General features: G+C 63.8%; 3 protein-coding genes. All 3 read left to right on the top strand.

From position 1 onward, the window contains the following. The first annotated feature begins 45 nt into the window (after positions 1 to 45). Positions 46 to 444, top strand: coding sequence for a hypothetical protein (locus AB5Y81_RS07260; protein ID WP_019839631.1), 399 nt, complete (start codon positions 46 to 48; stop codon positions 442 to 444). Positions 445 to 530: 86 nt separating this feature from the next. After that, positions 531 to 926, top strand: coding sequence for a toxin-activating lysine-acyltransferase (locus tag AB5Y81_RS07255; protein WP_269429463.1), 396 nt, complete (start codon positions 531 to 533; stop codon positions 924 to 926). A gap of 17 nt (positions 927 to 943) precedes the next feature. Next, positions 944 to 15,025 (top strand): MARTX multifunctional-autoprocessing repeats-in-toxin holotoxin RtxA, encoded by a 14,082-nt coding sequence (gene rtxA, locus AB5Y81_RS07250; protein ID WP_279484644.1) that lies wholly within the window; start codon positions 944 to 946, stop codon positions 15,023 to 15,025. Positions 15,026 to 15,102: the final 77 nt, after the last annotated feature.

Raw genomic sequence — 15,102 nt, 5'->3', positions numbered from 1 at the left:
ATTTTCAAATATGGTAAATATAGCGAAAAATGAGATGTTAGCGCCATGTTGATTTATCTTTGGCGGAATTTTTGTTTTTTGTTTTACCTTATATTTATTGATAATGGAATTTATATGACAGAGCAGTTTGTACAGACAGTATCCAGCGTCAACTACAACAAGGGTATTTTTTCCCTCTATTTCGTCGGTCAGGATCCGCTCAAGATGGCGCAGGGCGTCATGGCGGAAAGTGACAATGAGCTGGCGCTGAAACAGACGGTCCACATGCCGGCTGCTGGCTTTATGTATATGGTTTCAATGATAAAAAACATGCTTGAAGATCCGCGCATGGCCGCCGAGTTCGACAAGCTGATTGCCGCAGGCCTGATCCCGGCCGCCCCTGCCGACGTGCAGGAAAGCGCTCCTGCCGCCACTGCACAGGCTGCACCGCGCAAGAAGAAATAAATTTCCGGTTTGGGGAGTCAATGCACTTGGTATTGCAACCAACGGAACCGAACTGGCAACAAAAACAACATATGTTGGGAGGAGTCATGCTGCTCAGTCAGCACTCCTCCCTGCACCGGCGTTATTCCGTCGCCGAGTGGCAGCAACGTATATTGCCAGCATTTGAGTTGAACCAGTTCTGCTATTATGAAGACTCACACGGACGCCCGGTTGCATTTTGTAACTGGGCGTTTGTCTCTTTATCCATTCGTAACACCTTGCTGGCCGCCGAGCGCGAGCTGATCCGTGAGGATTGGCAATCCGGCGACCATATTTTTATTCCGGAGATGATAGCGCCATACGGACATGCCCGCGCCGTGGTGAGCGATCTGCGTCGCCGGATATTCTTGCCATGGAAAGGGCAGCGGGTCTGCACCGTGCGTGGTCATGTTCATGCCGAGCATGGCCAATGTGTTCGCAGGGTGCAGTGGTTTTCCATTTAATCATAATGAGTTAATACATGGGAAAGAGTGTATGGAGAAGTATTGAGTACTTCTTTACCGGTAATTACACGGCAGATGACGGAAACAATGATATCGATGCCTATGGCTTCGGTGGCGTCATCCGTGCCTATGGTGGTGACGACACCATCCGGGTCGGATCCATCGGTGCGACCGTCTATACCGGTACGGGCAACGACAGCGTCTATGGCGGTGCCGCCTATCTCAAGGTGGTTGACGACTCCGGCAACCTGACCGTCAAGGGGGCGGCGGGTTACGCCGACATCAGCAAGTCCCAGTCCGGCAACGTTCACTTTGCCGGTGCCAGCGGGGCGACCAACATCGATCACCAGGGGCGCGACGGCGACATCCGCTATCAGGGGGCGGCGCTGGCCAACTTCCTGACCCGCAAGGGGATCAGCGGCAACGTCAGCTTCGAGGGGGCCGGCGGCTACAACAAGCTCTGGCACCAGACCGACCGCGGCGATCTGAGCTACAGCGGCGCCGGGGCGGCCAACAAGCTGGACCGCACCTGGCACAGCCAGTATCAGGGCTCGCAGGGCAACATCCACTTCTCGGGGGCCGGTGCGGCCAACATCATCAGCTCCCTGGTGGAATCCGGCAACATCACCCTGAACGGGGCCGGTGCCTACAACAAGGTGTTCCGCAAGGGGCGCGAGGGGGATATCAGCTTCAACGGGGCCGGCGGCTGGAACGAGCTCTCCCGGCTGCGCAACGAGCAGGACGAGTACCTGCAGACCCGTGGCGACATCCACTTCAACGGGGCCGGTGGTTACAACCGGCTGCTGTCGGACGTGGCCGAGGGCAACATCCACTTCAAGGGGGCGGGGGGTTACAACCATCTCTCCCGCAAGGGCTCGGACAGTGACAGCTCCCCCTTCGCCGGCGCCCGTGCCGACGAGATCGCGCTGACTACCGCCACCATGGGCGGCAGCTGGATCAACCAGTCCCAGGCCGTCACGGCCATCAAGTCCAGCCTGCAGCCCAATACCTACCTGTTTGCCTTCTTCGATGGCATGTACACCAAGATCAACCGGGTAGAGCTCTCCAACGATGGCGCGAGTGGAGCCCTGCGCTATCACGCCACCTCCTGGTACAAGGAGGGGAACCAGCTCGACGGGCTGGCCGGTCGTCAGATCGACGAGCACAACGGCTTCATCTCGACGCAAACCGACGGCGCCTATCGGCTGAGCGATCTGGTGTTCGAGCGGCGCCAGCGCATCAAGCTGGAGGCGGTGGAAGCGGATCTGACCGAAAACAGCTGGATCAACTACGGTGGCGGGGTGAACGTGGCGGCGGCCGACGTGACGCTCTCCAGCGCCAAGATGAGCGGTTACGCCATTTTTGAGGATGGCACCAAGGTCGACGTGAGCGCACTGAAATCCCGGGTGCAGGCCAACACCTATGTGTTTGCCAAGCAGCTTGGCCCCTACACCAAGATAGTGGTGGTGGAGCTGGCCAACGACCGGGAGACCGGGGCGCTCAAGTACCTCGCCAAGGCCTGGTACAAGGAGGGCAACCACCTGGCGGGATTGGCCGATCAGGTCATATCGGAGCGTACCGGCTTCACCGCCATGGGGACGGGGGGCTACTCCCTGAGCGAGGTACACTACCAGCTCGACACCGTCACGGCCGTGTCGGATCGACTGCCGGCCACCCGCGAGTTCTCCAGCCAGCTGCTGCTGCCCCGTCAGCAAAGTGGCGGCAAGAGCAAGGGTGACATCTTCTTTGACGGCGCCGGTGGCGGCAACGTCATCGAATCCGACGTGACCGAGGGCAACATCCACTTCAACGGTGCCGGTGCGGCCAACGTGCTGATCAAGCGCGGTCAGCGTGGCGACCTGGTGTTCCGTGGGGCGGGCCTTGCCAACGTGCTGGTCCACCAGGGGGCCCAGGGCCGGATGGATGTCTATGCCGCCGGTGCGGCCAACGTGCTGGTGCGCAGCGGGGATGGCGAGTACCTGGCCCGTCTGCTGGCCTATGGCAACATCTCGGTGCAGCAGGGCCGTGGCGACAGCCAGGTGGTCATGCTGGGCGGTTACAACACCCATACCCAGCTGGGCGATGGCCAGGGGCTGTGGCTGGCGGGGGGCGGTTTCAACCTGCTGACCCAGGTCGGCAACGGCCGGCTCGATGCCCTGTCTGTGGGCGGTGCCAACGTGCTGACCAAGTTCGGCGCGGGTCAGCTGACGGCCGGACTGCTGGGCGGGGCCAACGTGTTGACTCACGTCACCCAGGGGGACGAGGCTGCCGATACCCGCGCCGTGCTGCTGGGGGGCGCCAACGTGCTGACCAAGAAGGGCAACGGCAAGGTACAGGCCATTCTGGGGGGCGGCGCCAACGTGCTGACCCAGATTGGTCAGGGGGATACCCAGGCGCTGCTGCTGGGGGCTGCCAACGTGCTGACCCGGGTCGGCGATGGCGATCTCTCCACCGTGATGCTGGGGGGCGCCAACGTGCTGACCCATGTCGGCAACGGCGACACTCTGGGTGTGATGGGGGCCGCCGGCAACCTGTTTACCAAGGTGGGCGACGGCACGGCCATTGCCGCCATGATCGGCGCCGGCAACCTGTTTACCCAAATAGGCCAAGGCGATGCCTGGGCCCTGATGGGCGGGGTGGCCAACGTCTTCACCAAGGTGGGCGATGGCAATGCACTGGCGTTGATGGTGGCAAAGGCCAACGTCTTCACCCATATCGGTGACGGCCTGACCGTAGCGCTGATGCTGGCCCAGGGCAACCTGGCGACCAAGGTGGGCAACGGCATGACGCTGGCCGCCATGGTGGGCAATGCCAACGTCTTCACCCACGTCGGTGCTGGCGAGACCTTCGCCGCCATGCTGGGGCAGGCCAACCTGTTCACCAAGGTGGGGGATGGCCTGACGGCCGCGCTGATGATCGGCAAGGCCAACGTCTACAGCCACATTGGCAACGGCACCAGCCTGGGGCTGTTTGCCGGCGAGCTGAACGTGATGACCAAGGTGGGCAACGGCACCACGCTGGCAGCCCTGTTCGGCAAGGCCAACATAGTGACCCATGTCGGCAGCGGTCTGACCGGCGTGCTGGCGCTGGGCAAGGCCAACATCATCACCAAGGTGGGGGATGACTTCCTCGGCGCCATCGCCAAGGCCGATGCCAACGTGCTGACCCATGTGGGCAATGGCACCACCGCCGGCGTGCTGTGGGGCAAGGGCAACCTGCTGACCAAGATAGGTGACGGCACCACGGTGGGCCTGCTCATCTCCGAAGTGGGCAACGTGATGACCCACGTCGGGGCCGGCAGCACCATAGGCCTGGCCAAGGGGCGCGCCAACCTCATCACCAAGGTGGGTGACGGGCTGGTGGTGCAGGGCGCCTGGGGCGACGTCAACCTGCTGACCCAGGTCGGCAACGGCGATCGCTACAGCTTCGCCAAGGGCCGCGCCAACGTGCTGACCAAGGTGGGGGATGGCCGTGAAGTGGCCGTGCTGCAAGGGGAGGCCAACCTGGTCACCCAGGTCGGCAACGGCGATGGCTACACCGGCGCCTGGGGCAAGGCCAACGTTATCACCAAGGTGGGGGATGGTCGTCAGGTCGTGCTGGCCAAGGGCGATGCGAACATAGTGACCCAGGTCGGGGATGGCGAAGGCTATCAGGCGCTGCTTGGCAAGGCCAACATCGTCACCCGGGTGGGGGACGGCATCCAGGTCACCCTCGCCAAGGGGGAGGTCAACCAGACCACCACGGTCGGGGACGGTCTGAGCGTGACGGCCGCCTACGGCAAGTTCAACAACAACGTCAAGGTGGGTGACGGCACCACCGTCAACCTGGCCTGGGGTGACTACAACCTCAACACCAAGGTGGGGAACGGCCTCAACGTTGCTGTCATGAAAGGCAAGGGCAATGCCAATGTCCAGATCGGCGACGGGCTGGACATCACGGCCGCCTATGCCCGCCACAACGTGGCCATCAAGATCGGCAACGGCGACTTCTACAGCCTGGCCATCGCCAGCAGCAATACCAGCAGCAACAAGCTCGGCACCCTGTTTGACAACATCAAGCAGACCCTGCTCGGCAGCGCGGGCAACCAGGCCATCAACTATCTGGTGCAGGGCGATGAACATGGCCCGATCAAGACCCCGCAAGCGGCCAGCCTGGGCGAGGTACAGGGACTGAGCGGCTTTGGTCTGGACGAGATTGGCGAGGTGAAATCCGCCCTGGCCGGCAGTCTGACCGGCAAGGTGAGCCAGGCCGGCGAGCGCGACGAGCAGGCCATGGACAAGGCGCTGCAGCTCGATGAGCAGGGGCTGGCCAGAGGGGGCGAGAACCTCATCGTCAACGGCGATTTCGAACAGGGTGCGCACGGCTGGCAACATGCCGGCGCCGGCATCGAGGCCGATTTTTCCGCCGCCACTTACGGGCTGGCGACCGACGGGCACGGTGCCCGGGTCAGCGAACTGTCGACTGGCCGCAATACCCAGATTTCCCAGGATCTTGCCGGCCTCAAGGCGGGCGAGACCGTCAACCTGACATTTGATTTTGCCCGTCGGGCCAATATTTCCCTGCAACACGGCATCGAGGTGCTGTGGAATGGCGAGCGGGTGTTTGCCAGCGAAGGGGACGCCAGCAGCTGGCAGAGCAAGGCGCTGACGCTGACGGCCAGAGAGGGAGCCAATACCTTGGCGTTCCGCGGCACCGGTGAGAACAACGGCCTTGGCTACCTGCTCGACAACGTGGTGGCCACCGCCGCCGGCAAGGCCGAGATAGGCCAGGTCAGCGCCCAGCTGGCGCAAGATGACAACGCCGCCCGGGCGAGAGGCGATCAGGCGAGTGCCGATGCCGACAAACAGCGGCTCGAGCAGGAGAAGGCGCAGCAGCTGGCCGCCATCGCCGGGAGCCAGTCCCAGCTGGAGGCTACCGACCAGCAGAAGCTGGCGGAGAATGGCCAGCAGCAGCGTGCCGCCATCGAGGCGGAAGCCCGCGACATGACGGCGCAGCTCGATACGCTGGCCCGCCAGTTTGACCAGGTCAGAACCCCTGACGCGGCGAGCGAGCCGTCCGGCCAGCACTGGCGCACCGGCTTTGCCGACCACCTGCTGAGCACGGTTCAGGAAGATCTGGACGATGCCGGCAGCACGGCCGGCACGGCGATCGAAGATGCCAGGCTCCGCCATGAGGCGCAGCATCAGCAGGTCGATAGCGCGCTGGCCAAGTCCAAGACGGGTCAGCAGCGCAGCGAACAGCTGCAAGGTGACGCCGAGGCGGCTGGCCAGCAGCGGGCCGCCCAGGCCGAACAGCGCCGTCTCGACGCGCTGGCTCGCCAGGGGGAGGCCGCATCGCGGCAGCAGCAGGGCGAAGCGAGTGCCAGCCAGGCGCAGCTCGCCGGCGAGCAGGCGGCCAGCCAGGCCGGTTTGCAGGCCAACCAGGCCAAACAGAATGCGGCGAGCCTCAAGCAGAGCGGCGACAAGCCGAACCGCCAGGGTGCCCAGCCCGGCCAGCCCTCGGTCACCGCACAGCCCCTGCCGCAGGCCGGCGAGCTGGATGTGCCCGCGATCGGCACCGTATCGGCTCCTGATGAGGTCCAACCCTCGGCCATCGACACTGCCACCGGGCTGAGCGAGCAGGAGCAGTCCGCCCTCGACGGGGCGCTGGCGGCGGTCAACCGCCTGCAGATCAATGCCGGGATCCGTCAACCGGCGACACCGCCGGTGGCCCCGACTCCAACGCCGACCCCAACACCGAGCCTGGTGCAGGAGGAGGCGCACGCGACAGCCACGGCGAGCAAGCCGGTGCAGCAGCATGAGGTACTGGCCACGGCGGCCGTGGATCTCACCGGCCTGCATGGCCCCCGCACGGGCAGCAAGGCCGTGCCTGAGTTCAGCAGTCACTTCAACGGCTCCTCCATCGGCATCGAGAACGAGCTGACTGGGCTGGTGGTGGCGTTGCCGAAGAACTCGGCACAGAAGTTTGGCTACGTGCACGACGCTGCAGGCAATCCGCTGTTCATGCTGACCAAGGACATGAACCAGGGGGGGTACACCAATCCCGCCGGAATAAGCGATGTCAAAGGGATCAACCAGTGGCAGACCCATACCATCGAGCTGGTGACCTATCCAAGCGAGATGCAGGATCAGCAGGCGGTGGAAGCGCGCAAGGAGGCCATGCTCTGGCTTGCCAGAGAGTTCACCCAGCACATCAGCCAGACCAATCACACCAGACTGTCCGATCTCGTGAGCGAGGATGGCCGCTTCACCCTGGTCATCTCCAATGCCAACCACGTGATCGCCGCCGGCAATGGCGCCGCCCGTGACGGTCAGGGGCAGACCATCGGCATGACGCCGAGCGGCCAGCAGGCGACCGTGGCGGTCAGTGCCAAGGCGTTTGGTACCGGCTCGTCCCAGGAGATCCGGCTGCTGGAGTCCGCCCCCTGGTATCACCCCGAGCTGAAGGAGCTGTTGCTGTCCAACACGGCCAACGTGCAGTGGGAGGATGCGACCACCGCACAGAATGTGTTTGCCTACCTCACCTCCATTTACGGCAAGACGGCCGATCTGGCCCGGGAATACGGCATTCACATCAATGACTGGGATCCGCTGGCCGAGGGGATCACGCCCAACGCCCAGGGGTTGACCGATCCCAAGGTGAAGAATGCCTGGGAAATTCTGCCGAGAACCAAGCCGGTGGCCATGTTGGCGCTGCTCAGTGCCCATGACCGCAAGCTGGTGTCCGAGCAGATCCTGGCGACCCTCAAGTCGGCCTATTCACCGGCGCTGGCACAGAACATCTATGACTACTTCAAGTTTGGTGGCGAAGTGGCCGGGCATGGCATCAACAATGCGACCACGGGGGATGGCAAGCACCCGGAACCGGCCATCCTGTTCGAGTTCCGTCAGGTGCCGAACGAGCTGAGCCAGTTTGTGCCGAAGTCGGAGTCGACCGCCAGGGTAGAGGTGAAGACCCTCGACCAGTTCGACCCGGTCAGTCGCCGCACCATAGTGGCGGCGGTTAACAACCTGGTCGAGCAGAGCGCGGACTTCGACAGCTGGTATCAGGCCTATCGGGAGAGCCAGGGGCTGCCGCCGGTCAAGAATGCCAAGAAGGTGGCCTCTGCCAACCACAAGGCCGAGTGGGTGATGGCCAACCATGCCGAGGCATGGAGCCAGCTCACCGCCGAGCATCAAGCGGAGGAGGCAAACGGACTGCAGGCCCTGGGTGGCCACAAGCCGGGGGACCAGAGTCCGGGCGCGGCGGATGCCGATACGGCGCCGCTGGACAAGCAGCCGCTCAACCCGCTGACCCGCTTCCTCAATGACAACCTCTACGGCACCCGCGATGAGCGGCGCCAGGTGGGCGACATCACCCGCCAACTGCTCGACCATGCGGTGAGCCAGGGCGAGGCCGAGCAGGTGACCCTGCAAGGGGATGCCGGCCGTCTATCCGGTTACCTGCACAAGGGGGCCGAGCAGCCAGGGACGCCGCAGGATGGCAAGCCCGAGGTGGTGCTGTTCCTGCACGGTTCGGGCTCCTCCGCCGAGGAGCAGGCCGATGCGGTTCGCAGCCACTACCAGAAGCAGGGCATCGACATGCTGGCGGTCAACCTGCGCGGCTATGGGGCCAGCGATGGCGGACCCAGCGAGCAGGGGGTCTATCAGGATGCCCGCACCATGTTCCGCTATCTGGTGGAAGATCGTGGGGTGGCCCCTGGCAAGATCCTGATCCATGGCTACTCCATGGGCGGCCCCATCGCCGCCGATCTGGCCCGTTATGCCGCCGAGCAGGGCAAGCCGGTGGGCGGGCTGCTGCTCGATCGCCCCATGCCCAGCATGAGCAAGGCGATCAAGGCCCACGAGCTGCCCAACCCGGGCGGTCTGGTGGGGGCGATCGCCAAGGCGATCAACGGTCGTTTCTCGGTGGAGAAAAACCTCGACGGCCTGCCTAAGAGCACGCCCATCATGCTGCTGACCGACAACGAAGGGCTCGGCAGCGAAGGGGAAAAGCTGCGGGCCAAGCTGGCCGTGGCCGGTTATCAGGTCAGCGGTGAGCAGACCTTCTATGGCCATCTGGCCAGCAACCGCCTGATGGGCCAGTACGCCGAGCAGATCGTGGGTGACTTGTTCAACCGCACGCCGCCGGCTGCAGACATTGAGGCGCCGCTCAAGGGCATCGAGGCCATCAGACGCGATCTCAAGCGCTACCAGGAGGCGCTCACCCCGCAGGTGGGCAGCAACGGGGCGACCAGAGACATCCGTACCACCAAGGCCTTCCTGACCGGGTATCAGCAAGGGCTGGCCGGCAAGGTGATCGAGGGCTTCCAGTCCGACATGAGCATGACTCAGCTGGTGGACCTGTTCGTCCAGCCGACCCTGACGCCACAGCAACAGGGCGCGCTGGCCTGGGAGATCGAAAACCGGGCGCTCAAGAGCACCATCAAACCCAGGATTGAGCAGTCCAACCGTCTGTTCCGAGACGTGGCCTCGCAAGGTGGCACGGATCCATATGCCAGAGAGCATCTGGCTCCCCAGCTGTTGCTGCTCAATCTGGCGGATGACGGCTTCGGCGGGCGCTGCGATCCCCTCTCCAAGCTGGTGCTGGTCGCCAAGCAGCTGGAGAGCGAGGGGCAACCCGATCTGGCGCGGCGCATGATGGAGAAGCTCTACTCCGCAGCGGCGGTCATCAACAACCCGGATCGCTACTCGGCTACCGAGCTGGACAACGCCCGCAAGCTGGTGGGCAGCCTGGCGGAGATCCACACCAACACGCCGGCCGCCTACAACTACGACAGCCTGCGCAGCATCAAGTACGACATCGTCAAGGAGAAGTGGGAGGGCAAGAACGCCATCTCGCTCGACACCGTGCTCACCAAGCTGACTGCCAAGGGCAGCGATGCCCCCGTGTTGCTGGAGCTGGATGCGCCGGGCCACGCCATGGCGGCCTGGGCCAAGCAGGGAGAGTCTGGCCGGATCTACGGCTTCTACGATCCCAATGCCGGCATCGTCGAATTCTCCTCCGCCGAGAAGTTCAGTCGTTACATGACCCGCTTCTTCGGCAAAGAGGGGCTGGACATGGCCAATGGCTACCACCTCAAGCCGGGGCCGGATGGCAAGCCGCTGTTCTTCAGGGTCAGCGAGATGAACGGCGCCGAGCTCGCCCGCTTCAAGCCATCCAAGGATCTGGCCAACAAGGTCACCCTGCAGGAGATCCTGCAGTTGCCGGTATTTGACGAGAGTCCGATGGCGGAGCTGTCGGGCAAAACGGGGGTGACGGAGCGCACAGCCAGGCTGTTTGCCGACGTCTACAGCCCGGATGAGTTGAAAAAAGCTGCCCAGGTCTTTGCCAAGCCCATTGGCGAGTCTTATCAGCAGATCCTGGATCAGCTCGCCACGCTGCACGGTGCCAGCGGACAGGCCAAAGTAGAAGCCGCATTGCGGTTGAACAATCTGATCGACGACTACCTGGTCAAGCACGAAGGTTCCGGCAGAAACCCGGCGCTGAGCAAGCTGCAGAGTCAGCTTCACGGCAATCTCTATCGCGGCGAGCTGGCCTCGTTGCAGGCCGAGGTGACGGCGCTGGCCAAGACCCGCCCGGACCTGGCTGCCATTGTCATCGGCAAGGCCGCCGAAGAGGCGCAGGGCCAGCATCCGGGTCTCACCCAGATGGTGCTGCGCTGGGCGGCGCAAGACCCCTATCTGGCGGCCAAGGCTGGGTACCAGGGGGTCGTGCCGGCGGATCTGCCGTTTGATGCCCGCTTCCACATCGCGCTGGGCGAACAGCATGATGATCTGAAGAAGTGGCTGACCGAGGCACAGGGGAAAGGGTTGCTAAACCGGGCCGTGCTGGACGACACCCGCAAGGTGCTGCATCTGGGTTACTCCTACCAGGAGCTGCAGGACATGACGGGGGAGCAGTCCGCCCAGATGGCGGTCTACTTCATCAAGGAGGCCGCCAAGCAGGCAGCCCCCGGATCTGAGCTCTCCGCCGAGCTGATCATGCTGGACAAGTTCGGTGACCGCCGTTACCTCGGCGAGCTGGAGTCCCGCCGCATCGCGCAGATCGAGAACATCTATCACAGCAGCAAGCAGACCGATGTGGCGGCCTGGGATGCCCGCTATGGTGGCGATGCCCTGCGGACGCTGAACAACCAGCTGGACGGGGAGAGCACGCTGGCCGGACAGCTGTCGCGCCTGCTGGATAACCGCAACGGTCTGCTGATCGGCGAAACCCACGGTAGCGACGTCAACGGTCTGCGGTTCGTCAACGAGCAGATGGATGCGCTCAAGACCCAGGGGGTGACTGTCATCGCTCTGGAACACCTGCGCAGTGAGCTGGCTCAGCCGCTGATCGACCGTTATCTGGCGGGGGGAGAGATGTCTCCCGAGCTGACGAGCATGCTCAAGAACAAGCACCTGGAGCCCTCCCTGTTCGAGCGGGCCCGGGAGCGGGGAATGCGGATCGTGGCGCTGGACGATGGCAGCACCGCCAGACCCGCCATCGCTGGCACCGAACACGGCCTGATGTACCGGGCCGGGGCGGCCAACAACGTCGCTGTCGAGGTATTGGGCAAGTTGCCGGCCGGCGAGAAGTTCGTCGCCATCTACGGCAGTGCCCACCTGGGGTCCCACAAGGGGATCGAAGGCTTCGTACCCGGCATCACCCATCGCCTGGGGCTGCCGGCCCTGAAGGTGGATGCGGACAATCGCTTCCACCTGCAGGCGGACGATGTCAGTCAGCGGGTCGAGTACGCCGATGTCGGCAGGAAGTGGACGCCGGTAGCGGCGCTGGATGGCGAAGACCAGCCGGTTCGCAACCAGCGGGTCAACCAGTGGCAGCAACCTGAGGTGACGCCGGGCAACCAGGGGGGCGAGACCCGCTTCACCAGCCAGATCATCATCCAGACCGAAGATGATCCTGTGGCCGCAAAGGCCGCGGCCAGCCTGGCCGGCAAACACCCCGACCACAGCGTGGTGGTGCAGCTGGATGCAGATGGCAACTATCGGGTGGTTTATGGCGATCCGGCTCAGCTGGCCGGCAATATCCGCTGGCAGGTGGTCGGCCATGGCCGCGATGAGGATGGACAGAACAACAGCCGCCTCAGTGGCTACAGTGCCGACGAGCTGGCCGGACGTCTGCGCCGCCTGGTCGATCGTCTGCAACAAGAGGCCGGCGTGACCACCAAACCGAGCCACATCAGTCTGGTGGGTTGCTCCCTGGTGAGCGACGACCTGCAGGCCGGCTTTGCCCGTCGCTTCATCCAGGCGCTGGATAACGAGGGGATCCGTACCCAGGTGTCGGCTCGCAGCAGCGAGGTGGCGGTGGACCAGGGGGGTCGCAAGCACACCCGTGGTGAGGCGGATGTCTGGGCCCGCAAGGTGGCCGCCAACAAGGTGGTGCTGACCCTCAACGAAGCCGGCGAACCCGTGGTGTACAACGAGCGGGTGCGCGGCGGCGTGGCTGAAGGGGACATCGACCTGGCGAAAGTGGGCCAGAGCGAGGGCGAAAGCCGTGCCCGGGGCGCCATCGCCGACAACGACGAGACCTTCGTCGCACCCGAGAAACAGCGCCAGCCGGAGACGGCATCGAGCCAGACCAGCAGTGCGGTCAGCTACTCCGGCAACGTTCAGGTCAACGTGGGGGATGGCGAGTTCACCGCCCTCAACTGGGGGACCACCAACCTGGGGGTCAAGGTAGGCACGGGCGGCATGAAGTCGCTGGCCTTCGGCGACAACAACGTCATGGTGCACATCGGGGATGGCGACAGCAAACACAGCGTCGACATCGCCGGCTACCGGGCGCTGGAAGGGGCCCAGCTGTTCGTTGGGCAACGCAACGTCAGCTTCAACCTGGGGCGCAGCAACGATCTCATCGTGATGCTGGAGAAATCCATCCCCACTCCGCCGCTGGTCAATCCGTTTGACGGGGCCGCCCGCATTGCCGGTGCCCTGCAGCAGATCGCCGGTGACGGTGCCAAACCGGATTGGGTTGCCAGCCAGTGGGATCAGTGGACCCTGGCCGGCGCCAACAAGTTCGTGGCCGACATGGCCGGTCTGGATCAGACCAGCAGCGTCGAATACGGCTCGCTCACCACCCTGGACAGCGGCAACGAGCGCAGCAGTCGCGGGCTCAAGAGCGACCTTGAAGCGACCCTCAACAAGGAGTTCAACAAGCGCATTTCCGGCGGTGGCCAGGGTGCGCAGGGCCCTCTGGACCGGGCGGGCAAGTTGCGCCAGGCCAACGAGAAGCTGGTCTTCAACTTTGCCGTTGCCGGTCAGGGGGCCGATATCCAGGTCACCACGGGCAACTGGAACTTCGTGTTCGGTGACAACATCCAGGCGATCCTGGACACCAACCTGGGCTCCCTGTTCGGGTTGATGACCCAGGAGTTCACCGCCAGCGGGCAGGCCAAGACCACCTTTACTTTCACCCCGACCGATCTGCCGCGCCAGCTGCAGAACCGGTTGCTGGGTCGTCTGGCTGGGGTGGGGGCCGATACCACGCTGGCGGACATCTTCGGCGTGGATTACAACGCCCGTGGCCAGCTGGTGGCCCGTGATGGGGCGGCCATCGATGCGCCGGCCCTGTTGCAGGAGATGCTGGGGGTCATCGCCGAGTTTGGTGGCGATCAGCTCAAGAGCCTGACCGATCCGGCCAAATGGCTCGATCAGCTCAAGGCCGGGCTGGATCTGGGGGAAGATGCCCTCAGCAGCTTTGCCCGTACCCACGGCCTGCAGGACGAGGCGCCCGAAGAGGCCAAGTCCGGGACCGTGACGGTGCAGCAGGGGAACGACGCCAAGCCGGCGGCGCTGCCAGCCGCCACCGAGGAGCGGGCCTTCGGCTTCAACGCCCTGAGCCTGCCCAACCTGTTTGCCACCCTGTTCAACCGGGACAAGCAGGCGGAGGTGGTGGCGCTGGCCAAGAACCTCAAGCAGAACCTGACGGCCGATCTGCTCAACATGAAGGAGCAGACATTCGACTTCCTGCGCAACAGTGGCCATCTGCAGGGAGATGGCGACATGCATGTCTCCCTTGGCAACTACAACTTCAACTGGGGGGGAGACGGCAAGGATCTGGGGGCCTACCTCGGCGACAACAACAACTTCTGGGGTGGTCGTGGGGACGATGTCTTCTACGCCACCGGGACCTCCAACATCTTCACCGGTGGCGCCGGTCAGGACACCGGGATCATGATGGGACGGGAGAACATGATGTTCGGCGGGCAGGGTGACGACGTCGCCGTGCTGGCCGGCCGTGTCAACCGCGCCTTCATGGGCGAGGGCAACGATCAGGCCTTCATCTTCGGTGAAGAGGGCATAGTAGAAGGGGGCGCAGGCCAGGATTATCTGGTGACCTCCGGCAACTACAACCAGATCGATGCCGGCGCGGATCAGGACTTCACGGTGACCATAGGTCATCACAACCAGATCCGGCTCGGCGAGGGCGATGACTTTGCCATGGTGTTCGGCAATCACAACCGCTTGCTGGCCGAGCATGGCAACAACCAGGTCAAGCTGATGGGCTATCACGCCACCATCCGGGGCGGTGACGGCCGGGATCGCTTGATCGCCGACCAGGTCGCCAAGTTCAGCCAGCTCGATGGCGGTGCCGGCGATGACCTGCTGGTGCTGGGCGGTTACCAGAACCAGTTCAGCGGTGGCACCGGTGTCGACAGCTTCGTGTTCAGTGGCGCCGTGATAGAGAACCTGGTGCAGGACATCGGCAAGGAGGACTTCATCGTCTTCAACGATGTCAGCTGGCGGGATCTCTGGTTCAAGCGCAGCGGCTACGATCTGCAACTGCTGGTCAACCGTCGTGCCGACGGCTCCAGCGAGCAGGGCAAGTTCGAGCAGCTGGGCAGTGCCACCTTCAGCAACTACTTCGCCGACAATCGGGCCCAGCTGGTGATCGGGCTTGGCGAGCAGCAGGCTGACGGCGAGCGCAGCTACAGCGCGCTCTCCCATCAGGCGGTGGACAACCTGATCCAGGCCATGAGCAGCTTCGCCCCCGAAGCGGGCGACATGGGCCTGCTCAACCGGCTCGACAGCCAGGCCAACAGCCTGGTGCAGTCGGCCTGGGGTGATGTGATCCAGGGCAAGGGGCGGGTTGCCTGAGCAACCTGACTTCCCTCCCGTAAGGTAAAAACCTGCTCTTCGGAGCAGGTTTTTTTTATGCCTGTTGCACCCGAAGC

The sequence above is a fragment of the Aeromonas sp. s2 genome (assembly GCF_040907935.1).
Classification (GTDB): domain Bacteria; phylum Pseudomonadota; class Gammaproteobacteria; order Enterobacterales; family Aeromonadaceae; genus Aeromonas; species Aeromonas dhakensis.
Note: the sequence above shows the minus strand (reverse complement) of the source record. Positions and strands in the feature narration are given on the sequence as shown.

What these genes read in the sequence shown, in the direction of transcription:
- AB5Y81_RS07260 (WP_019839631.1), top strand. Translation starts at nt 46, where the DNA reads ATGTTGATTTATCTTTGGCGGAATTTTTGTTTTTTGTTTTACCTTATA.
- rtxA (WP_279484644.1), top strand. Translation starts at nt 944, where the DNA reads ATGGGAAAGAGTGTATGGAGAAGTATTGAGTACTTCTTTACCGGTAAT.
- AB5Y81_RS07255 (WP_269429463.1), top strand. Translation starts at nt 531, where the DNA reads ATGCTGCTCAGTCAGCACTCCTCCCTGCACCGGCGTTATTCCGTCGCC.